The sequence below is a fragment of the Streptomyces gardneri genome, assembly GCF_006539185.1.
Taxonomy (GTDB): Bacteria; Actinomycetota; Actinomycetes; order Streptomycetales; family Streptomycetaceae; genus Streptomyces; species Streptomyces gardneri.
In genome coordinates, this window is record NZ_BJMN01000085.1 from 1 (window position 1) to 22,471 (window position 22,471).

The window sequence follows — 22,471 nt, forward strand, 5'->3', positions numbered from 1 at the left end:
CGGTCGCCGAGCACTACGGGATGATCGTCTCCGTCCACGACCTGAAGACCGACCTCCCCGGCGACGCCGCCATGGCGCGCGACCGGATCCGGGCCGGGACGATGGGCGCGGAGGACGTCCTGCACGACCTCGGCGCGATCGGGATCACCTCCTCCGACGCGCAGGGGATGGGAAGGGCCGGCGAGACCGTACGCCGGACCTTCGCCATGGCCGGGAAGATGAAGGCCGAGCTGGGCCCCCTGGAGGGCGACGGCGCGCACGACGACAACGCGCGCGTGCTGCGCTACCTGGCCAAGCTCACCATCAACCCGGCGATCGCCCACGGCCTCGCACACGAGATCGGCTCGATCGAGGTCGGCAAGCTGGCCGACATCGTGCTGTGGCGGCCGGAGTTCTTCGGTGCCAAGCCGCAGCTGGTGCTGAAGTCCGGCTTCCCCGCGTGGGGGGTCGTGGGCGATCCGAACGCCGCCACGGACACCTGTGAACCGCTCGTCCTCGGGCCGCTGTTCGGCGGGCACGGCAGCACGGCCGCCGACATCTCCGTCGCGTTCGTGGCGCAGGCCGCCGTCGACCTCGGCTCCGACGCGATGCCGACCCGCCGCCGCCGCGTCGCCGTGCGCGGCACGCGCGGCATCGGCCCCGCGGACCTGCTCCTCAACTCCCGGGTCGGTGACGTGCAGGTCGACGACCGTACGGGCCTCGTCTCGCTCGACGGCTCTCCGATCCGCTCCGAGGCGGCCGAGTCCGTCTCCCTCAACCGCCTCTACTTCCTCTAGGACCTGAACCATGACCTACCGCATGCCCGCCGAGTGGACACCGCACGAGCGCACCTGGATGGCCTGGCCCGGACCCAACCCGACCTTCACCAACGAGGAGGAGCTCGCCGAGGCGCGCGCCGCCTGGGCGTCCGTGGCCCGGGCCGTACGCCGCCACGAGCCGGTGACGATGGTCGTCGCCCCCGGCGACACGGACTCCGCCCGCGCCCTGCTCGGCGAGGACGTCGAGCTGGTCGAGCGTGACCTCGACGACGCCTGGATGCGGGACATCGGCCCGACCTTCGTCACGAACGGCACCGAACTCGCCGCCGTGGACTGGGTGTTCAACGGCTGGGGCGGCCAGGACTGGGCCCGCTGGGAGCACGACTCGAAGATCGCCCGCCATGTCGCGGACGTCGCCGGGGTCCCCGTGCTCTCCTCCCTCCTCGTCAACGAGGGCGGCGCGATCCACGTCGACGGCGAGGGCACGGTCCTGCTGACCGACACCGTCCAGCTCGGCCCGGGCCGCAACCCGGAGTGGACCCGCGCGCAGGTCGAGGCCGAGATCCACGCCAAGCTCGGCACCACCAAGGCGATCTGGCTTCCGCACGGCCTCGCCGGCGACTACGGCCTCTACGGCACCCAGGGCCACGTCGACATCGTCGCCGCCTTCGCCCGCCCCGGCACGGTCCTCGTCCACAGCCAGCAGGACCCGGCGCACCCGGACTACGAGCGCTCGCGGATGTACGTGAGCATCCTGCGCGGCCAGACGGACGCGCAGGGCCGCCCCCTGGAGGTCGTCGAGATCCCGGCCCCCACCGTCCTCAGGGACGAGGAGGGCGAGTGGGTCGACTACTCCTACATCAACCACTACCTGTGCAACGACGGTGTGATCCTGTGCGCCTTCGACGACCCGCACGACGAGCTCGCCGCCGAGATCTTCCGCCGCCTCTTCCCGGAGCGCACGGTCACCCTCGTCGACGCGCGCACGATCTTCGCGGGCGGCGGCGGCATCCACTGCATCACGCAGCAGCAGCCGCGCGTGTAGCGCGCACCTTGGCGGCCAGCGCGAGCACGCTCAGGGTGAACATCACGATGCCCAGCGGGACGTGGAACGCCGACATGTGCGCGACGCCGAGGATCACCTGCACCGTGGCGAGCGCGAGGAAGCCGGAGGCGTGGAGGACCGGCCGGGCGGGGCCGCCGCCCGGCCGCCACGCGAGGATCGCGGCGACCACGTACACCATCGAGGCGCCGTACATCACCTTCGATCCGATGTCGTGCAGCTGGTAGCCGAGGGACGAGGACAGCAGGGCTCCGGCGGTGACGGCCTGGAAGAAGAGGGCCAGGGTCTGCAGGGCGATCGCGACCTGCACGAACGTGAACCTGCCCGGTGCCGGAGTCGTCTGTACGGCCATGATGTGGTCCCTTCTTCTGCCTCGCGGCGGTGGATCGATACGCTCTCGCCAGTCCGACGACACAGCCCCGCGAAATGTGAGGTGAGACGTCGGCCTCACGGGGAAAAGCGGGGAGCGGTCGTCATCATGAGCACGCAGTCGGAGTCGCAGTCGCAGCCGGACCTCGGCGCGGTCGTCGGTGAGCGGCGCCATCTCACCAACGTCGCCTACCGGCTGCTCGGTTCGCTCGCCGAGGCCGAGGACGCCGTGCAGGAGACGTACGCCCGCTGGTACGCGATGCCTCCGCTCCGGCAGGAGGCCGTCGCCTCGCCCGGCGCCTGGCTGACGACGGTCGTCGGCCGTGTCTGCCTCGATGTGCTCGGTTCGGCGCGCGCCCGGCGCGAGCGGTACGTCGGCGCCTGGATACCCGAGCCGCTTCCCGACCGCGCGGAGTGGGCCGGCGCGGACGACCCCGCCGACCGGGTCACCCTGGACGAGTCGGTGAGCATGGCCTTCCTCGTCGTCCTGGAGTCGATGACCCCCGCCGAGCGCGTGGCCTTCGTCCTCCACGACGTCTTCCGGTACTCCTTCGGGGAGATCGCCGAGACCCTCGACAGGACGCCCGCGGCCTGCCGGCAGCTGGCGTCCTCGGGCCGCCGGCGCATGCGGTCCGCACAGGCCCCCGCGGCCCCGTCGGCGGGGCAGGCCGGTCTGGTGCGGCACTTCAGGGAGGCGTGGGAGGCCCGGGACATCGAGGCCCTCGTCGGCCTCCTCGACCCCGACGCCACGATGGTCGCCGACGGCGGCGGCCTGGTCGGCACCGTCCTCCACCCGGTCGAGGGCGGCGAGGAGATCGCCGCGTACCTGATCCACATCGCCGACAAGGCGCCGGGGCTGCGGCTCCTGGAGCGGACGGTCAACGGCCGGCCCGGGCTCGTCGCCCAGCACACCGGCGTGACCGTGACCGTGGCCGCGTTCGATCTCGAAGGGGACCGCGTCACCCGCATCTGGGCCGTCCGCAACCCGGAGAAACTCCGCGCGTGGACCGGGAACGGAGCGGCTCGGGCCATCCTGTAGAACATACGGGTGAGTCAGAGCAGCGACCCGACCCCACCCCACCCCCGCCGCCGCAACCAGGCCGCCCCGCCCCGCGAGGACGTGCTGGCCGCGGCCATGGACACCATCGCCGAGCGCGGGCTCGACGGGCTCACCATGGCCGGGCTCGGGCGGCAGGTCGGGATGAGCAGCGGACACCTGCTCTACTACTTCCGCACCAAGGACGAGCTGCTGCTCCAGACCCTGGAGTGGAGCGAGGGGCGGCTCGGCGCCGCGCGGAGCGCGCTGCTCGCCCGGCCGGGGACCGCGCGCGAGCGGCTCGACGGGTACGTCGACGTGTACGTGCCCACCGGCCCGCGCGACCCGCACTGGACGCTGTGGCTGGAGGTCTGGAACCGCTCGCAGAACGCCGACGACGACGCCCGCGTCCGGCAGGCCGCCATCGAGGGGGCCTGGCACCGGGATCTGGTCGCGATCCTCGCCGAAGGGGTCTCGCGGGGGGAGTTCCGGGCGGTCGACCCGGATCGGTTCGCCACCCGTACGAGGGCTTTGCTCGACGGCTTCAGTGTGCACGTGGCGGTCGGGATCCCGGGCACCGGGCGCGAGCAAGTCCTCGACCACGTACGGGAGTTCATCGAGCAGGACCTGCTGCCGCGACCGTAACGCACGTAAGTACACAGGATCGTTGTGCGCTACAGCCTTGTTGCCCGTGCGTGACCTCCGGCACGGTTCCGGTCCATGGGACGAGAGCACTGGAAGAAGATCTGGGTCGGTTCCGCCGGCAACATGGTCGAGTGGTTCGACTGGTTCGTGTACGCGAGCTTCGCCACCTACTTCGCGGGATCGTTCTTCCCCGAGGGGAACGACACCGCCAAACTCATGAACACCGCCGGCATCTTCGCCGTCGGCTTCTTCATGCGGCCCGTCGGCGGCTGGCTCCTCGGCCGGGTCGCCGACCGCAAGGGCCGCAAGACGGCGCTCACCCTCACCGTCACCCTGATGTCCGCCTCGGCGCTGCTGATCGCCGTGGCCCCCACCTACGCCGTCGCCGGCTACGGCGGCGCCGGCGTCCTCCTGATCGCCCGCCTCCTCCAGGGCCTCTCGGTCGGCGGCGAGTACGCGGCCAGCGCCACCTACCTCACGGAGGCCTCGGCGCCGGAGCACCGCGGCTTCGCCTCCAGCTTCCAGTACGTGTCGATGACCGCGGGACAGGTCCTCGGCCTCGGCCTGCTGATCGTCCTCCAGCGCACGATGTCCGACGCGGCCCTGCACAGCTGGGGCTGGCGCATCCCCTTCGTCATCGGCGCCCTCGGCGCGGCCGTCGTCTTCTACCTGCGCCGCACGATGCTGGAGACGGAGGTGTACGAGGAGAGCGCCGGCGACGGGGTCGCCGTCGGCGAGCAGGGCACCCTCAAGGCGCTCTGGGCGCACCGGCGCGAGGCCTTCCTCGTGGTCGCCCTCACCATGGGCGGGACCGTGGCCTACTACACGTACACCACCTACCTCACCAAGTACCTCTCCAACTCCGCCGGACTGCCCAAGCAGACCGCCACCCTGGTCTCCTTCTGCGCCCTCATCGTCTTCGCATGTCTGCAGCCGCTGGCCGGCCGGCTCTCCGACCGGATCGGCCGCCGCCCGCTCCTCATCACCTTCGCGGTCGGATCCACCCTCCTCAGCGTGCCGATCCTCGCGATGCTGAAGCACGCGGGCTCCTTCTGGCCGGCCCTCGGCCTCTCCCTGCTCGCGCTGCTCGTCGTCACCGGCTACACCTCCATCAACGCCTGCGTGAAGGCCGAGCTCTTCCCGACCGGCATCCGCGCCCTCGGCGTCGCCCTGCCGTACGCCGTCGCCAACGCCCTCTTCGGCGGCACCGCCGAGTACGTGGCGCTCTGGTTCAAGAACGCGGGCATCGAGTCCGGCTTCTCCTGGTACGTGGCGGGCTGCGCGGCCGTCTCCCTGATCGTCTACCTCGTGATGCGGGAGACCCGGGACATCGACCTCGGCCGGGTCGGCGGCAAGGGCTCCGGCGGCCCCGGCACCCTGCCCGGACAGAAGCGGGATCAGCTGCCCGTATCGTGAGACCGCCGTCCCGGCGGCCCCTCACCTGTGTCAGACTTCCGGCGTGCTTGCTACCACGATGATTATCGGCAGCAGCGCGCCGGTCCGCAGTGGCCTCTGAACCGCGGCACAACCCCCGCGGCAGTGGACACCGTGCCTCAGACCCGCGCGCAGACCTCTCGCACCCGCGAGGGGTTTTTTCGTTTTCCGGCCCCACCCATGCCGGAGACGGACAGCGCGTGAGAATGGGGGCAAGTGGATCCAGACCTTCCGGAGCCACATCCGACAGGAGCCATCACAGTCATGACCACGGAGAACGGCGAGAGCCCGCGCCTCGACGACCGCCATGTCGACGACAGCTTCCACGTCTTCGACACGACGCTGCGCGACGGGGCGCAGCGTGAGGGCATCAACCTCACGGTCGCCGACAAGCTGACCATCGCGCGCCACCTCGACGACTTCGGCGTGGGCTTCATCGAGGGCGGCTGGCCCGGCGCCAACCCGCGCGACACGGAGTTCTTCGCCCGCGCCCGCCAGGAGATCGCGTTCAAGAACGCGCAGCTCGTGGCCTTCGGCGCGACCCGCAGGGCGGGCGGCAACGCCGCCGAGGACCCGCAGGTCAAGGCGCTGCTCGACTCCGGCGCCCCGGTGATCTGCCTCGTCGCCAAGTCGCACGACCGGCACGTCGAGCTCGCGCTGCGCACGACGCTCGACGAGAACCTGGAGATGGTCCGCGACACCGTCGCGTACCTGACCTCCCAGGGCCGCCGGGTCTTCGTCGACATGGAGCACTTCTTCGACGGCTACAAGGCGAGCCCCGACTACGCCAAGGCCGTGGTCCGCGCCGCGCACGAGGCCGGCGCCGACGTCGTCATCCTCTGCGACACCAACGGCGGCATGCTCCCCGCCCAGATCCAGGCCGTCGTCTCCACCGTCATCGCCGACACCGGCGCCCGCCTCGGCATCCACGCCCAGGACGACACCGGCTGCGCCGTCGCCAACACCCTCGCCGCCGTCGACGCGGGCGCCACCCACGTGCAGTGCACCGCCAACGGCTACGGCGAGCGGGTCGGCAACGCCAACCTCTTCCCCGTCGTCGCGGCCCTGGAGCTCAAGTACGGCAAGAAGGTCCTCCCCGAGGGCGCGCTCGCCGAGATGACCCGGATCTCGCACGCCATCGCCGAGGTCGTCAACCTCACGCCCTCCACGCACCAGCCGTACGTCGGCGTCTCCGCCTTCGCACACAAGGCCGGGCTCCACGCCTCCGCCATCAAGGTCGACCCCGACCTCTACCAGCACATCGACCCCGAGCTCGTCGGCAACACCATGCGGATGCTCGTCTCCGACATGGCCGGCCGCGCCTCGATCGAGCTCAAGGGCAAGGAGCTCGGCGTCGACCTGGGCGACGACCGTGCCCTCGTCGCCCGTGTCGTCGAGCGGGTCAAGGAGCGCGAGCTCCAGGGCTACACGTACGAGGCCGCCGACGCCTCCTTCGAGCTGCTGCTCCGCGAGGAGGCCGAGGGCAGGGCCCGCCGCTACTTCCGTACGGAGTCCTGGCGCGCGATCGTCGAGGACCGCCCCGACGGCACCCACGCCAACGAGGCCACCGTGAAGCTCTGGGCCAAGGGTGAGCGGATCGTCGCCACGGCCGAGGGCAACGGTCCGGTCAACGCCCTCGACCTGGCGATGCGGGTGGCCCTGGAGCGGATCTACCCGCAGCTCGCCAAGTTCGAGCTGGTCGACTACAAGGTCCGCATCCTGGAGGGCCGCCACGGCACCGAGTCCACGACCCGCGTCCTGATCACGACCAGTGACGGGAACGGCGAGTGGGCCACGGTCGGCGTCGGCGAGAACGTGATCGCGGCCTCGTGGCAGGCCCTGGAGGACGCCTTCACGTACGGGCTGCTGCGGGCCGGGATCGAGCCCGCCGAGTAGTTCCCTCTGTTCCGTTTCGCCTGGTTCGGGTAGCTTCCCTGTATTTCGGGTAGCTTCGATACATGAGGACCAGGCCGCTTTCCGCACTGTCGGCCCTCGCCGGGCTGATACTCCTGCTGCTCCTGGCCCTGGCCCCCTCCGTGGGTGCCAGGGCCTCGGGGATGTCCGACGCGGCCGCCGCCCTGAAGCAGGGCCCGGTGTACGTCGACCCGGGCGCCGCCGCCCAGCTCTCGCAGGCCGACGCGGACGCCCTCGCCCAGAAGATCAAGGACGCGGACAAGCCGCTCTTCATGGCCGTCCTGCCGGCGAACGCCGAGTTCCCGCCGGAGGACCTCTTCCAGAATCTGCGTACTCAGACCGGCATCACCGGCCTGTACGCGATCCGCCTCGGCGACGGCTTCGACGCGAAGGCCGACTCCTCCGTCATGTCGCAGCAGGCCGTGCAGAACCTGGTCACCTCCGTACGCCAGCCCGGCGTCGACGCGGCCACCGAGCTGAACAACTTCGCCGACCAGGCCCTCCCGACCCTCCGCGGCTCCGCCCCCGCCTCCTGGGGCTCCGCCGGTGCGGACTCCGGGGTCCCCGTCGCCGGACTCGTCACCCTCGGAGCGGTCGTCGCCGTGAGCGGCGGAGCCGCCTACACCGTCGTCCGCCGCAAGAGGCTCCGCAAGGAGGCCGAGGAGCGGGCGGCCCTCGACAAGCTGCGCGTCGTCGTCGACGAGGACATCACCGCCTTCGGCGAGGAGCTCGAACGCCTCGACTTCCACCCCGCCGAGCCCGGCTCCGACGACGCCAAGCGCGGCGACTACGAACGCGCCCTCGACTCGTACGACAAGGCCAAGTCCCTCATGGCCTCCGCGGCCCACCCGCACGACGTCCGCGGCGTCACCCAGGCCCTGGACGACGGCCGCTTCTCCCTCGCCCTCCTCGCCGCCCGCCGCGAGTCCCGACCGCTGCCGGAGCGGCGCGCCCCCTGCTTCTTCGACCCGCGCCACGGGCTGTCCACCGAGGACCGCACCTGGACTCCGGCCGGCGGCGCCGCCCGCCAGGTCCCCGTCTGCGCAGCCGACGCCGCCCGCCTCGACGACGGCCTCGACCCTCTCGCCCGCACCGTCGACACGGACGCGGGCCGCCGCCCCTACTGGGAGGCGGGCCCCGCCTACGGCCCCTGGGCCGGCGGCTACTTCGGCGGCGGCCTCCTCCCCGGCCTCCTCGTGGGCACGATGCTCGGCTCCGCGCTGTCCACCCCCGCGTACGCCTCCGAGTACGGCGGCGGCGACTTCCAGGGAGGCGACGTCTCCGGCGCCGACTTCTCCGGTTCCGACTTCGGCGGCGGCGACTTCGGCGGGGGTGGCGGCTTCGGCGGCGGCGACTTCGGCGGAGGCGGCGGATTCGACGGCGGCGGCGGATTCTGACCGCGGTTCCTGCGGTTCCTGCGGCTCCGGCGGCGCCTGCGGCGCCTGCGGCGCCGGCGGCTCCGGCGGCCGGGCCGGAATCCGGTCAGACCAGCGGCTTCACCGACATCAGCAGGTGTCGGTGGGCCGGCTCCTCGGCATCGGTGAGCAGGGCCCGCTGGCCCGGGCCGAGGAGGTGGAAGCGGACCTCGGTGGCGTCGAGGGAGGTCAGCGCGTCCAGGAGGTAGGCGGGGTTGAAGGCGACCGTCATGGAGTCCGCCCCGGTGAGGCTGCCCGGCAGGTGCTGGGAGGCCACGTCGTCCTCGTACCCCGCCTGGAGGTGGACCCCCGAGGCGGTGAAGGACAGTTGGACCGGGCTGTCACCCTCGGCGACCACCGCCACCCGCTTGACGGCCTCGGTCAGCGCCGATCGCTCCGTGACCGCCAGGGCGTGGTCGCCGAGGGCGAAGAGCTTGTCGTGGCGGGGGAGCCGGCCGTCGAGCAGCCGGGTGGTGGTGCGCATGCCCCCGCTCTCGAAGCCGATCGACCCGGAGTCGAGCGCGAGGCGGGCCGGCCCGCCGCCCGCGAGGGAGCGGGCGATCTCGGTCAGCCGACGGGCCGGGACGACCACATCGGCGGGCTCGCCGGGCTCCGCGCCCGGGGTGGCCGCTCCCCGGCCGAAGTCCGGGTACCACTCCAGCGTGCGGACCGCGTACCGGTAGCGGTCGGTGGCCGCCACCGTCATCGTCGAACCGTCCAGGGCGAGCCGTATGCCGGTCAGGACCGGCAGGGAGTCGTCCCGGCCCGCGGCCACGGCCACCTGGCCGACCGCCGCGGCGAAGGCGTCACCGTCGACCAGGCCCCGGACCTCGGGCAGCGCGGGCGGGGCCGGGTAGTCGTCGAGCGGCAGCAGGGAGAGGCCGAAGCGGGCGTCCCCGGAGGTCACCGAGAGGCGGGCGTCCTCGACGGCGAGCTCGGCGTACCCCCGGGGGAGCACCTTGCAGATGTCGAGCAGCCGTCGCCCGAGGACCAGGGCGCTGCCCTCGACGGCCGTGTCGGCCTCGACCTCGACGCGCGCGGAGGCCTCGTGGTCGAGCCCGGACACCCGCAGCCGCCCCTCCGCCGCCTCCAGGAGCAGCCCGCCGAGCACGGGCATCGGGGAACGGGCCGGCAGGACGCGCGCGGCCCAGGCCACGGCTTCGGTCAACACGGCGCTGTCGATACGGATTTCCATGCCACCGACGCTAGACGCCGCCACTGACAACGGCGTCGACCAGCAGTTCCAGGCGGTCCTCGGCGAGATCGGGACGGAGCCGGTCGGTGCCGTCGAGGGTGGCGAGGCCGTGCAGGGCGCTCCAGACGAGTTCGGCGAGGGTGGCGGGGTCGCGTCCGCCCGTCAGCGGGCCGACGGTGTGCAGGAATTCGGCGAAGGCGGCCTTGAGGACCTCGGGCGAGTTCTCGGTGGCGAACTCGAGCGAGGTGCGCCGGACGAACATCGCCTCGTACAGGGCGGGGTGGGCGCGGGCGAAGGCGAGATAGGTGACGGCAAGGGCGGTGAGCGCCTCCGCCGGGCAGGCGGCGCCGGTGCGGGCGGTCCGCAGGGCGACCGTCAGTTCCCCGATGCCGTCGGCGGCGACCGCCGTGACGATGGCCTCCTTGCCCGTGAAGTGGCTGTAGAGGACGGGCTGGCTGCAGGCGACGCGCTCGGAGAGGCGCCGGGTGGTCACCGCGCCCCAGCCCTCGCTCTCGGCGAGTTCGCGGGCGGCGTCCACGATCAGGCGGTGGCGCTCGGCTCGTTCGCGCTCTCGGCGCTGTTGCACGGACATACGAGAACGCTAGCACCGCTAGACAAGAGAGCGTCGGTAGGTCTAGCGTTGCTGTCAGTCCTAGCGCCGCTAGGTGAACGTACTGGGGGAGCCATGAACCTGCACCGCGTCACGAACGTCCTGTCCGTCCTCCTCGGCCTCGCCTGCCTCTGGTTCGGCACCAACTTCCTGCTCGCCCCGGAGACCGCCGCCGCCGGCTTCGGCATCCCGTCCTGGCCCGAGGGCGACGCCGCCGGGTACTTCACGGTCAAGGCGGGCCGCGACCTCGCCAACGGCGCGATCGTGCTCACCCTGCTCGCCCTCGGCAGGCGCCGCCCGCTGGCCTGGGTCATGCTGCTCCTCGCGATCGTCCCCTTCGTGGACGCGCTCGCCGTCCTCGGTCACGGCGGCTCGTACGCCGCCGCGCTCGGCATCCACGCGGCCACCGGCGCCGGGGTCCTCCTCACGGCAGGCCTGCTCTTCGCGACGTCCCGGGACACGGCCGGGACGAACTCGACCGTGCGGGAAGGGAATTCCGCCCTTGATCGTTCTACTGTCCGACCGTGACAGCCGCACCCAGGGGAGTAGAGCCATGACCGACGTCCACGGCACGGTGGAGCCCGGATTCGAGTCCGTACGCGAGGTGTTCGCCGAGGTCGCCGCGAACGAGGCACGGGACGGCGGCGCGCAGCTCGCCGTCCACCACCGCGGCCGGCTCGTCGTCGACCTCTGGGGCGGTGACGGGGTCGACGGGGACTCCCTGCTCGGGCTCTACTCCTCCTCCAAGGGCGTCATGGCCCTGATCACCGCTCTGCTCGTCCAGGAGGGCGTCCTCGACCTGGACCGCGAGGTCTCCTCCTGGTGGCCCGAGTTCGCCGCCGAGGGCAAGGAGCGGATCACCCTCCGCCAGCTGCTCGCCCACCGCTCCGGTGTGATCGGCGCGGACGGCGGCCTCTCGGCCGAGGAGCTCGCCGACGACCGGCTGATCGCCGCCCGCCTCGCGGGCCAGCGCCCCTACTGGGAGCCGGACACCGGGCACGGCTACCACGCCCTGGTCGTCGGCGCCCTGGTCGGCGAGGTGGTCCTGCGGGCCACCGGCCGGACGGTCCAGGAGCTGTACGAGGAGCGGGTCCGCGCCCCGTACGGCATCGACTACCACCTCGGCCTGCCCGAGGCGCTGGAGCCCCGGTTCCGTACGGCCCTGCCGTTGCTCCCCACCCCCGCCGAGCAGGCGTTCCTCGCGGCGAACCCGATCGCCCCGGACAGCCTCATGGCCGTCGCGTTCAACTTCCACGCCGACCCGCCCTTCGACATGGTCGGCTACGCCAACTCCCGGGAGGTACGGGAGCGGGCGCCGCTCTCCGGCGGCGGCGTCGGCACCGCGCGCGGTCTCTCCCGGATGTACGCGGCGATCGCCGGCGAGCTCGACGGCCGGCCCCCGCTCCTCGCTCCCGACACCCTGGCCGAGGTCGCCCGGATCCACTCCGCGGGCAAGGACCTCGTGACCGGGCAGGAGAACGCCTTCGGGCTCGGCTTCGTCCCGCTGGCCACCCGCTACCCCTCCCTGAGCCCGGCCGCCGTCGGCCACAGCGGAGCCCCCGGCTCCCAGGCCTTCGCCGACCCGGCGACCGGCCTCGCCTACAGCTACGCCCGCCGCCGCTTCGGCTTCATGGCGGGCCCGGGCGCCGCCGAGAACGGCCGCCTGATCCCGGCGGTCGTCGAGGCGGCGGCGAAGGCCGCCTGACCCTGCCGGGAACGCCGAGCGCCCGCCTTCCGCTGCTGCGGAGGGCGGGCGCGCTCGTGTGTCCGGAGGGTTTCCCGGGTCGTCCGGGGTCAGGCGGCGTTCTTGATCGCGGAGATGTCGAAGTTCAGCTTGACCTTGTCGCTGACCATCACACCGCCGGTCTCCAGGGCCGCGTTCCAGGTGAGGCCCCACTCGGAGCGCAGGATCTCGGCCGAGCCCTCGAAGCCGACGCGCTCGTTGCCGTAGACGTCGGTGGCCGTGCCGTTGAACTCCAGGTCGATGGAGAGCGGCTTGGTGACGTCCTTGATGGTGAGGTCGCCGGTGACCCGGTACTTGTCGCCGCCCAGCTGCGCGGCCTCCGTGGAGCGGAAGGTCATCAGCGGGAACTGCTCGGCGTCGAAGAAGTCGCCGCTGCGCAGGTGGCCGTCACGGTCGCCGATGCCGGTGTCGATGGAGGCGATCTTGACGTCGATGGTGGCGGTGGAGGCGCCCGGGTTCGCGCCGTCGAGCTTCAGCGCGCCCTCGTGCTCGGCGAAGGTGCCGCGGACGTTGGTGACCATGGCGTGGCGGACGGTGAATCCGATGCTGCTGTGCGCCGGGTCGATGCTGTAGTCGCCGGTCAGGGCGGCCAGGGCCGGGTTCGCGGGGAGGGTGGCGGTGGCGACGGCGGACTCGTTGTTCTTGCGGTTGAAGAGACCCATGACGTACAGCTCCTTGATCGGTGTTTGTTGAACCTTCAACGAGAACGACTGTAGACCTATTCCGTTCAAGTTTCAACATCTACGGAAGATGTTCACCCGCATGGCGTCCGAAGACGCCCGAGGCCCTCTTTCGGACGCGCGTAGAACTGCGGCACCATCTCCCTGCGCGACGAGCACCACCTGCACAGCCGTCCCCAGTCGTCACGGTCACCAGCAGGAGGCATCCCCCGTGAAGCTCCGCTCCGTCCTCACCGCACTCGCCCTCGTCCTCGGCGCCCTCTTCGCCCCCGGATTCGGCGCCCTCACCACCGCCACCGACGCCCACGCGGTCACCAAGATCAGCCACGCCACCGCGACCTCGAAGTTCAGCTCCTCCGGCATCACCTGGTCGTCCTCGGGCAACTGCTCCAACCGCAACGTCGCGACCTGCACGTCCTTCGACCAGCTCAACCTCGCCACCGCCCAGGGCGCCCAGACCCTCAAGAGCGCCAGCGGCTGCGCCCTCAACATCACCGGCGGCACCGAGACCGGGCACGCCAGCGGCACGTACTCCCACTGGAACGGCTACAAGCTCGACTTCAGCAAGTACACGTGCCTCGGGAACTACATCAAGAACACCTTCACCTACATCGGCGTACGCGGTGACGGCGCCCCGCAGTGGCGGTCCGGCGCGGGCAACGTCTACGCCGACGAGGGCAACCACTGGGACGTGACCTTCTACAACTGCGGCGGCTGCTGACCGCTCGCCGCACCCGGAAGCGCCCGGAAGCGCCCGGAAGCGCCCGGAGGCACCCGGAAGCGCCCGGAGGCACCCGGGGCGCGACCTCAAGAAGCCCCCTTCGGTGGTCACTTGGACTAACCGGAGGGGGTTCTTGGACTGGAGGGGCCCGCGCGGCGCGATCTCGTTGACGGTGCCGCCGGGGCGCGGCTGACTGGTCCGCATGTTCCTCCCCCCTTCGCGAAGAATCCGTGCGGCCTGCGCACTCGCGGCGGCGTCGGCCACCGTGCTCGCCCTGTCCGGGCCCGCCCTCGCCGACGCCGCCGGGCTCGCCACCGGCCCGGCGGCCGCTCCCGTCCCGGCGGCCGGCCCCGCCGCCCCCGTCATCGCCTCCGCCCAGCTCTCCGTCGCCGTCGCCGAGGACTTCCCCCGCGTCCTCTCGTACACCGACAGGGCCGACGGCGCCCGCCTCCTCGGCAGTACGGCGCCGGTGACGCGGGTCGTCCTCAACGGCACCCCCTACGCCGTCCAGGCCAAGGGCGCCCCCGTCCTCACCGCCTCCTCCGCCGCGTACACCCTCGCCTTCCCCGAGCTGCCCGGCGTCGAGATCGACGCGAGCCTGCGCGTCGAGGGCCGGACCACCACCTTCCGGGTCACCGCCGTCCGCGACACCGACGCCTTCCGCGTCGGCACCCTCGACATCCCCGGCCACGACCTCGTCTCCGTGGGCTCGGCGGACGGCGGCGCCGCCACCGCCTTCACCCGCCTCGACCCGGACTCCACCCGTACCGCCGACGTCTTCGCCCAGGTCACCGACGCCACCGCCGCCGAGGCGAACCCGGTCGGCGCGAGCTACGCGATCGTCAGCACCGGTCGGCTGGCCGCCGCCGTCGAGTCCAACTCCAGCTACGACAAGCCCGCCGGCGCCTCCGCCCGCGACGGCGCCCGCTTCTGGCACCAGGCGCGCAAGAGCGACACGGAGACCCGCGTCGGCGTCTGGTCCGGCCAGTGGACCTACCGGGGCGCGGGAGCCCCGCAGCCCGAGAGCGGCGACGGCCTGCCCTGGGCCAAGGTCGTCGTCACCCCCGACGCCAACGCCGACGGCGCGACCGACTGGCAGGACGGCGCGATCGCCTTCCGTACGATCGGGATCAAGGCGCCCGGCAGCGAGCAGACCCCCGACCGGGTCGTCGCCCACATCCCCTTCAACTTCGCCTCACAGGCCACCCACCCCTTCCTGCGCACCCTCGACGACGTCAAGCGGATCTCGCTCGCCACCGACGGGCTCGGCCAGTTCGCGCTGCTCAAGGGATACGGCTCCGAGGGCCACGACTCCGCCCACCCCGACTACGGCGGCAACTACAACAAGCGCGCCGGCGGCCTCGCCGACCTCAACACCCTCCTCAAGGAGGGCCGGAAGTGGGGCGCGGGCTTCGGCGTCCACGTCAACGCCACCGAGTCGTACCCCGAGGCGAAGAACTTCAGCGAGACCCTCGTCGACAAGACCAAGCCCGGCTGGAACTGGCTCAACCAGAGCTACTACATCGACCAGCGCAGGGACATCAACAGCGGCGACCTCGCCCGCCGCTTCCAGCAGCTGCGCGACGAGACCGACCCCAACCTCTCGGCCCTCTACATCGACGTCTACTACACGCACGGCTGGATCGCCGACAAGACGATGCAGGCCGTCCAGGCGCAGGGCTGGAACGTCGCCACCGAGTGGTCCGAGAAGTTCGAGCGGGCCTCCCTCTGGTCCCACTGGGCCAACGACCTCGACTACGGCGGCGCCACCAACAAGGGCCTCAACTCCCAGATCGTGCGCTTCATCCGCAACGGCGAGAAGGACGTCTGGAACAACCACCCGGTCCTCGGCCAGACCGCCCTCGTCGACTTCGAGGGCTGGACCGGCGAGACCGACTGGAACGACTTCACCGCCAACATCTGGCAGCGCAACCTGCCCGCCAAGTACCTCCAGCAGCAGAAGATCACCCGCTGGAACGGCAACGACCTCACCTTCACCGGCGGCGTCCGAGGCACCGTGGAGCACGGCAGCCGCACGTTCTACGAGAACGGCCGCAAGGTCCTCGACGGCGATGCCTATCTGCTCCCCTGGGCGGCCGACCGCAAGGGCGGGAAGCTCTACCACTACAACAAGGCGGGCGGCACGAGCAGTTGGGCCGTCCCCGCCGGCGCCCGCTCGTACTCCGTGTACAAGCTCACCGACAACGGCCGGGTGAAGACGGCCACCGTGCGGCCCGTCGGCGGGAAGGTCACCCTCGACGCCGTCGCCGGGCAGCCCTACGTCCTGTACCCCGACCGCGCCCCGGCGCAGCGCGCCGCGAAGTGGGGCCAGGGCACCCCGGTGAAGGACCCCGGCTTCAACGACGCCGGGCTCGGCGCCTGGGCCAGGGCGGGCACCGTCGCCCGGGACACCGACGCCCAGGGCCGCAACAGCGCGAAGCTCAGCGGCGCGGCCACGGCCTCCGTGCGCCAGCGGATCACCGGCCTCACCCCCGGCGCGCGCTACACCGCCTCCGCCCTCGTCGAGGTCGAGGCCGGCAAGGCCCGCCCCACCACCCTCTCCGTCGGCGGGAAGGCCGTCACGGTCGAGCGCTCCGCCCTCGACGACCGGGTCGCCGCCTCCGACTGGAACGGCACCCGCTTCCAGCGCGCCAAGGTCACCTTCACCGCCCCCGCCGACGGGTCCGTCCCGCTGCGGATCGAGGCCGCCGGCGGCAGCACGGCGACCGTCCGGGTCGACGACGTCCGGATCGTGGCCAACGCGCCGGCGACGAAGGACGGAGCCGTCGCGTACGAGGACTTCGAGGCCGTCGACCAGGGCTGGGGCCCCTTCCTCAAGGGCGACTCCGGCGGGACGACCGACCCGCGCACCCACATCGCCCAGCTGCACGCCCCGTACACCCAGGCCGGGTGGAACGGAAAGGCGATCGACGACGTCATCGGCGGCGCCGAGTCCCTCAAGTCGCACGACGAGAACAGCGGCCTGGTCTACCGGACCGCGCCCTGGACCGTCCCGATGAAGGACGGCCACAGCTACCGCGTGGAGTACGACTACCAGTCCAGCCACGCGGGCGCGTACGAGTGGGTCACCGGCTACGACCGGACGAGCGGCACGGGACCGGCCGTCGAGACCCGCCGCACCCCGATCGGGCAGCAGCGGACGACCGGGCACTTCGCCGAGACCGTCACGGCCGGCTGCGGCGACACCTGGACCGGGCTCCGCAAGCGCGGCGACGCCCCCGACGGCGCCGACTTCGTCCTCGACTCCTTCACCGTCACCGACCTCGGTCCGGCCGCCGAGCGGGCCGCCTGCGGCACCCTCGCCGTCACCGCCCCGGAGACCCTGGAGCCCGGCCGCGCCAACGAGGTGAGGGCGACCTTCACCAACGACGAGGCCGCCGCGATCACCGGCGCCCGGGCCACGCTCACCCTCCCCGAGGGCTGGAGCGCCGAACCGGCCGCGCCCGTCGCCCTCGACCCCGTCGCGGCGGGCGGCGCCACCACCGTCGCCTGGCGGATCACCCCGCCCGTGGACGCCGCCTACCGGCCGTACACCCTCGGCGCGGAGGTCGCCTACGACCTCGGGGGAGCCGCCCGGAAGCTCACCGCCGCCACCACCGTCCGTACCCTGCCGCCGCCGCCCACCGCCGACAGCTGGGCGAGCGACCTCGACTGGACCTCGGCCACCAACGGCTGGGGACCCGTCGAGCGCGACCTCTCCAACGGCGAGACCGGCACCGGCGACGGCTCCCCGCTGCGGATCGGGGGAGTGACGTACGCCAAGGGCCTCGGCAGCCACGCCCCCGCCAAGGTCCGCTACTACCTGGGCGGCCGGTGCACCTCCCTCACCGCCGAGGTCGGGGTCGACGACGTCCAGACCAGCCGGGGCACCGTCCGGTTCAGCGTCCTCGCGGACGGTACGGAGAAGGTGAAGTCCCCGGTCCTCAAGGCCACCGACGCCGCCTGGTCGCTGACTGCCGACGTCACCGGCGCCTCCTACGTCGAGCTCGTGGCCGACGACGGCGGCGACGGGAACGGCAACGACCACGCGGACTGGGGTAACGCCCGCTTCCACTGCGCCCCCTGACCGGGCGGAAGACGACGGTAAGCGCTTTCCCCACACCCTGCGGTGCTCATTGATTGCGTCGGAAATCCGGTGCTACACCAGGCGGCGAACGGTCTCCACCACTTCCCCCGGGAGGCTCCCGTGCCCGTCCCCGCCTGGTCCCGCCGTACGTTCCTGATCACCGCGTCCGCCGCCGCGGCGGCCCTCGGACTCCCCCTCCCCGCAGCCGCGGCGGAGTCCGAGTTCGAGACCCTCCGCCTCCGCTGGCTCGACCTCCAGCTCGGCTCCGGCTTCGACGCCGGGGCCGAGCCCTACGCCTCCCGCCTCGCCGAGACGGGCACGCTCGCCCGGGCGTTCCGCGCCTCCATGGCCCCGGCGCCCGCCTCGCTCTGGCCCGGGGTCCCCTTCGACCCGCCGGCCGGCATCACCCAGAGCTACAGCCGCCTGTGGACCATGACCCAGGCGTACGTACAGCCCGGCACCGGCCTGACCGGCGACGCCGACCTGCTCGCCGACGTCCTGCGCGGCCTCGACCACCTCTCCGCCACGGTCTACCGCGCGGGCGCCCCCCGCTACGGCAACTGGTGGGAGTGGCAGATCGGCAGCCCCCGACTCCTCATGGACGTCGTCGCCGCGCTCCACCCGCACCTCGGCGCCGAACGGATCGCCGCCGCCTGCGCCGCCGTCGACCACTTCGTCCCGGACTCGGTGCTCACGAACTACACCGGCACCTCCACCGGCGCCAACCGCGTCGACCTGTGCCGCTCGGTCGCCCTGCGCGGCGTCCTCGGCGCGAACCCCGCCAAGATCGCCCTCGCCCGGGACGCCCTCTCGCCCGTCTTCCCGTACGTGACCCAGGGGGACGGCCTCTACGCCGACGGCTCCTTCGTCCAGCACACCTGGGTCGCCTACTCCGGCACCTACGGGCAGGTCATGCTCGACGGCCTCGGCCGCCTCTTCTCGCTCCTGGCCGGGTCCGGCTGGTCCGTCACCGACCCGAACCGGCAGATCGTCCTCGACAGCGTCGAGAAGGCGTACGCGCCCCTGATCTACGACGGCCTGATGATGGACAGCGTCAACGGCCGCGCCATCAGCCGAGGCCTCCAAAGGAACGACGACCGGCAGATCATGCGCTCCGACCACTTCCACGGCCAGGGCGTGATCGCGGCGATGGCCCTCCTCGCCGGCGGGGCCTCGCCCGCCGAGCGCGACCGCTGGCACGCGCGCGTGAAGGGGTGGATCCAGCGGGACACCGTCTCCCCGATCCTCGCCGCCCGCCAGTTCGGCGTCGCCGACCTCGCCCGGCTGCACGCCGTGGCCGCCGCCCCCGTCCCCGCCGCGCCCGAACCCACCGGACACCGGCTCTTCACCGCCATGGACCGGGCCGTGCACCGGCGCCCCGGCTGGGCCGCCAACATCGCCATGGCCTCGAACCGGATCTCGTACTACGAGTGCGGCAACGGCGAGAACCCGCGCGGCTGGCACACCGGCGCCGGCATGCTCTCCTGGTGGACCCCGGACCTCGGCGACCAGTACACCGACTGGTTCTGGCCCACCGTCGACCCGTACCGCCTCCCCGGCACCACCGTCTCCACCAAGCGTCTCGCCGACCGGGCGGGCGGCGAGTGGGGCGCGCCCAAGCCGGCCGTCCGCTGGGTCGGCGGTGCCACCGACGGCGAGTACGCGGCCGTCGGCCAGCACCTCAAGGGCCTCGGCTCCACCCTGGAGGCCCGGAAGTCCTGGTTCTGCGCGGCGGACGCCGTCATCTGCCTCGGCGCCGGGATCACCGCGACCGACGGCGTCCCCGTCGAGACGGTCGTCGACAACCGCCTCCTCGGCGAGGCCGGGACGCGAGCCTTCGCCACCGGCGCCGGCTGGGCGCATCTGGAGGGCCACGGCGGCTGGGTCCTCCCCGGCGGGACCGGGGACCTCCGCACCGTCCAGGAGGACCGCACCGGGGCCTGGAGCGACATCAACACCACCGGCTCGACCGAGCGCCGCACCCGCCGGTACCGCACGCTCTGGCTGGACCACGGCACGGACCCGGTCTCGGCCTCGTACGCCTACCTCCTGATGCCGGGGGCCTCCCGGTACCGGGTCGCCGCCCGCGCCGCCGACCGGGACTGGCTGCACGTTCTCGACAACACCGCCGAGCGGCAGGCGGTCGCCGTTCCGTCCGTCGGACTGACCGCGGCGAACTTCTGGCAGGCCGGTACGGTGGGGCCCCTCACGGTCACCGCCCCGGCGAGCGTCCTCGCCCGCAGGCGCCGCTCGGTCCTCGACCTGAGGGTCGCCGAACCGCCCCGCACGGGTCAGCCGCTGGAGCTGGTCTGGGACCGCCCGGTCCGCCGGGTGCTCGCCCACGACCCCTCGGTGGAGGTGCTCGCCACGGGCGGCTCGCTCCGCCTGCGAATCACCCCCGGTACGGCCGGAGCCACGCACCGTTGCGAGGTCCTCCTCTAGCGCTATGTGAGAACCCCACAAACACGGGGGGTGTCTGGCTGTTGACTCGGGCTGGACGGGCGACGGTTCTGTCCAGCCCCACCAGGAATCGACACGGGAGACTGTACGGAGTGGACGGCGGAGTTTTCTTGTCCGACTTCGTAGGGTCGGTACATGACCGTTGTGGACCAGATCCCGAGCGAGCCCGCTGACGCCCGTGGCCGAGTGGCCGAGCTGCACGTCCTGCGCGAGCAGGCGCTCCGCGGCCCGAGTGACCGCGCCACCGAGGCCCAGCACGCGAAGGGCAAGCTGACCGCTCGCGAGCGCATCGAGCTGCTGCTCGACGCCGGTTCCTTCAGCGAGGTCGAGCAGCTGCGCCGGCACCGGGCGACCGGCTTCGGCCTGGAAGCGAAGAAGCCGTACACCGACGGTGTCATCACCGGCTGGGGCACGGTCGAGGGCCGCACGGTCTTCGTCTACGCGCACGACTTCCGGATCTTCGGCGGCGCGCTGGGCGAGGCCCACGCGACGAAGATCCACAAGATCATGGACATGGCCATCGCGGCCGGTGCTCCGCTGGTCTCCCTGAACGACGGCGCCGGCGCCCGTATCCAGGAGGGCGTCTCGGCGCTCGCCGGCTACGGCGGCATCTTCCAGCGCAACACCAAGGCCTCGGGCGTCATCCCGCAGATCTCGGTGATGCTCGGCCCGTGTGCCGGCGGCGCGGCCTACAGCCCCGCCCTGACCGACTTCGTCTTCATGGTCCGCGAGACCTCGCAGATGTTCATCACCGGCCCGGACGTCGTCAAGGCGGTCACGGGCGAGGAGATCACCCAGAACGGCCTCGGCGGCGCCGACGTGCACGCCGAGACCTCGGGCGTCGCGCACTTCGCGTACGACGACGAGGAGACCTGCATCGCGGAGGTCCGCTACCTCCTGTCGATGCTCCCGCAGAACAACCGTGAGAACCCGCCGACCGTCGCCTCCGAGGACCCGGCGGACCGTCGCTCCGACGTCCTGCTCGACCTGGTGCCGGCGGACGGCAACCGTCCGTACGACATGCACAAGGTCATCGAGGAGCTCGTCGACGAGGGCGACTACCTGGAGATCCACGAGCGCTGGGCGCGCAACATCATCTGCGCCCTGGCCCGGCTCGACGGCCAGGTCGTCGGCATCGTCGCCAACCAGCCCCAGTCGCTGGCCGGTGTCCTGGACATCGAGGCCTCCGAGAAGGCCGCCCGCTTCGTGCAGATGTGCGACGCCTTCAACATCCCGATCATCACCCTTCTGGACGTACCCGGCTTCCTGCCGGGCGTCGATCAGGAGCACGGTGGAATCATCCGGCACGGCGCCAAGCTGCTGTACGCGTACTGCAACGCGACCGTGCCCCGGATCAGCCTGATCCTGCGCAAGGCCTACGGCGGCGCTTACATCGTCATGGACTCCCAGTCCATCGGCGCCGACCTGACGTACGCCTGGCCCACCAACGAAATCGCGGTCATGGGCGCCGAGGGCGCCGCCAACGTGATCTTCCGCAAGCAGATCGCCGAGGCAGAGGACTCCGACGCCATGCGAGCCCGCATGGTCAAGGAGTACAAGGCCGAGCTGATGCACCCGTACTACGCGGCCGAGCGCGGCCTGGTCGATGACGTCATCGACCCCGCCGACACCCGCCAGGTGCTCATCCGGTCCCTCGCGATGCTCCGCACCAAGCACGCCGACCTGCCGTCCCGCAAGCACGGCAACCCGCCTCAGTAAGAGGAGCCACCCACGTGTCCACCCCTGCCAATCTTCTCCGTGTAGAGAAGGGCCACGCCGACCCCGAGGAGCTCGCCGCCATCACGGCGGTCCTGCTCGCCCGCGCGTCCGCTCAGCCCGCCGAGGCCCACGACGGCCGTTCCACGGCCGGCTGGCGCCGTCTGGAGCGCCAGTCGGGCTTCCGGCCCTCCCACTCCTGGCAGGGCTGACCCCCGCCGCACCGAAGGCCCCCGCTCCCACCCGGAGCGGGGGCCTTCGGCGTACGGCCGTCAGACGGCCGTCGGACGGCTGCCGGAAGCCCTCCGGACGCACGAAGGAGGCCCCGCCGCACCGACCGGTGCGCGGGGCCTCCTTCCGAGATTCGTACGGACGTCCGTCGGGACTACCGCAGGCGGGCCATGAGCGCGTGCTCGACGAGGGTGATGAGCGCGCTCTTGGCGTCCGCGCGGTGGCGGGCGTCGGTGATGATGATCGGGGTGTCCGGGCCGATCTGGAGCGCCTCGCGGACTTCCTCGGGCTGGTACGGCTGGTGTCCGTCGAAGCCGTTGAGGGCGATGACGAAGGGGAGGCCGCTGTTCTCGAAGTAGTCGACGGCGGGGAAGCAGTCGGCGAGGCGACGGG

18 protein-coding genes and 1 pseudogene are annotated in these 22,471 nt (G+C 72.2%); 14 read left to right on the forward strand and 5 right to left on the reverse strand.

What is annotated here, in order from left to right:
- A partial coding sequence (locus SGA01_RS38890; protein WP_141302971.1) for an amidohydrolase family protein occupies positions 1-776 on the forward strand: 776 nt, incomplete at its 5' end.
- A gap of 10 nt (positions 777-786) precedes the next feature.
- The gene (locus tag SGA01_RS38895) at positions 787-1,803 is read left to right on the forward strand and encodes an agmatine deiminase family protein (protein ID WP_141302973.1); all 1,017 of its coding nucleotides are present in this window, start codon (positions 787-789) and stop codon (positions 1,801-1,803) included.
- On the opposite strand, the gene SGA01_RS38900 is transcribed toward SGA01_RS38895, so the two are convergent.
- Entirely contained in the window at positions 1,778-2,173 is a 396-nt protein-coding gene (locus tag SGA01_RS38900) for a hypothetical protein (protein ID WP_141302975.1), read from the reverse strand. The two genes, SGA01_RS38895 and SGA01_RS38900, sit on opposite strands and share 26 nt — an antisense overlap.
- A 126-nt stretch (positions 2,174-2,299) precedes the next feature.
- Between SGA01_RS38900 and sigJ the strand changes: the two genes are divergently transcribed.
- From sigJ to SGA01_RS38925, 5 genes are all read left to right on the forward strand, one after another.
- Positions 2,300-3,229: an RNA polymerase sigma factor SigJ gene (gene sigJ / locus SGA01_RS38905; protein WP_141302977.1), complete on the forward strand. Its 930-nt coding sequence runs from the start codon at positions 2,300-2,302 to the stop codon at positions 3,227-3,229.
- A gap of 96 nt (positions 3,230-3,325) precedes the next feature.
- Complete coding sequence (locus SGA01_RS38910) at positions 3,326-3,871, forward strand: TetR/AcrR family transcriptional regulator (RefSeq protein ID WP_223835457.1); 546 nt, start codon at positions 3,326-3,328, stop codon at positions 3,869-3,871.
- 75 nt (positions 3,872-3,946) lie between these two features.
- Complete coding sequence (locus SGA01_RS38915; RefSeq protein WP_141302981.1) at positions 3,947-5,287, forward strand: MFS transporter; 1,341 nt, start codon at positions 3,947-3,949, stop codon at positions 5,285-5,287.
- Positions 5,288-5,569: 282 nt separating this feature from the next.
- A complete protein-coding gene (gene cimA / locus SGA01_RS38920; protein ID WP_055641168.1) occupies positions 5,570-7,201 on the forward strand; it encodes a citramalate synthase in 1,632 nt (543 codons plus the stop codon).
- 62 nt (positions 7,202-7,263) lie between these two features.
- On the forward strand, positions 7,264-8,616 hold the full coding sequence (locus tag SGA01_RS38925; protein WP_141302983.1) for a hypothetical protein: 1,353 nt from the start codon (positions 7,264-7,266) through the stop codon (positions 8,614-8,616).
- A gap of 85 nt (positions 8,617-8,701) precedes the next feature.
- On the opposite strand, the gene dnaN is transcribed toward SGA01_RS38925, so the two are convergent.
- Together dnaN and SGA01_RS38935 are read right to left on the reverse strand one after the other, a co-directional pair.
- Positions 8,702-9,829 carry a DNA polymerase III subunit beta gene (gene dnaN, locus SGA01_RS38930; protein WP_141302985.1) on the reverse strand — a complete coding sequence of 376 codons (1,128 nt, stop codon included), beginning with the start codon at positions 9,827-9,829 and terminating at the stop codon, positions 8,702-8,704.
- Positions 9,830-9,839: 10 nt separating this feature from the next.
- The gene (locus tag SGA01_RS38935; protein ID WP_141302987.1) at positions 9,840-10,421 is read right to left on the reverse strand and encodes a TetR/AcrR family transcriptional regulator; all 582 of its coding nucleotides are present in this window, start codon (positions 10,419-10,421) and stop codon (positions 9,840-9,842) included.
- A gap of 93 nt (positions 10,422-10,514) precedes the next feature.
- Between SGA01_RS38935 and SGA01_RS38940 the strand changes: the two genes are divergently transcribed.
- Positions 10,515-10,967 (forward strand): DUF4267 domain-containing protein, encoded by a 453-nt coding sequence (locus tag SGA01_RS38940; protein ID WP_141302989.1) that lies wholly within the window; start codon positions 10,515-10,517, stop codon positions 10,965-10,967.
- A gap of 25 nt (positions 10,968-10,992) precedes the next feature.
- Entirely contained in the window at positions 10,993-12,144 is a 1,152-nt protein-coding gene (locus SGA01_RS38945; protein ID WP_141302991.1) for a serine hydrolase domain-containing protein, read from the forward strand.
- 89 nt (positions 12,145-12,233) lie between these two features.
- Here SGA01_RS38945 and SGA01_RS38950 read toward each other — a convergent pair whose 3' ends face one another.
- On the reverse strand, positions 12,234-12,845 hold the full coding sequence (locus tag SGA01_RS38950) for a YceI family protein (protein WP_141302999.1): 612 nt from the start codon (positions 12,843-12,845) through the stop codon (positions 12,234-12,236).
- Between the two features lie 229 nt (positions 12,846-13,074).
- On the opposite strand from SGA01_RS38950, the gene SGA01_RS38955 reads away from it, so the two are divergent.
- From SGA01_RS38955 to SGA01_RS38975, 5 genes are all read left to right on the forward strand, one after another.
- Positions 13,075-13,584: a hypothetical protein gene (locus tag SGA01_RS38955; RefSeq protein WP_141302993.1), complete on the forward strand. Its 510-nt coding sequence runs from the start codon at positions 13,075-13,077 to the stop codon at positions 13,582-13,584.
- Between the two features lie 202 nt (positions 13,585-13,786).
- Positions 13,787-17,671: an endo-alpha-N-acetylgalactosaminidase family protein gene (locus SGA01_RS38960; protein WP_141302995.1), complete on the forward strand. Its 3,885-nt coding sequence runs from the start codon at positions 13,787-13,789 to the stop codon at positions 17,669-17,671.
- 120 nt (positions 17,672-17,791) lie between these two features.
- Positions 17,792-20,113, forward strand: coding sequence for a polysaccharide lyase 8 family protein (locus tag SGA01_RS38965; RefSeq protein ID WP_141302997.1), 2,322 nt, complete (start codon positions 17,792-17,794; stop codon positions 20,111-20,113).
- Positions 20,114-20,266: 153 nt separating this feature from the next.
- On the forward strand, positions 20,267-21,850 hold the full coding sequence (locus tag SGA01_RS38970; protein WP_024756260.1) for an acyl-CoA carboxylase subunit beta: 1,584 nt from the start codon (positions 20,267-20,269) through the stop codon (positions 21,848-21,850).
- A 14-nt stretch (positions 21,851-21,864) separates the two neighbouring features.
- Positions 21,865-22,059: an acyl-CoA carboxylase subunit epsilon gene (locus SGA01_RS38975; RefSeq protein ID WP_024756259.1), complete on the forward strand. Its 195-nt coding sequence runs from the start codon at positions 21,865-21,867 to the stop codon at positions 22,057-22,059.
- 173 nt (positions 22,060-22,232) lie between these two features.
- Here the strand turns inward: SGA01_RS38975 and SGA01_RS38980 are convergent.
- Positions 22,233-22,471, reverse strand: a pseudogene (locus SGA01_RS38980) (ATP-binding protein); the annotation flags it as partial.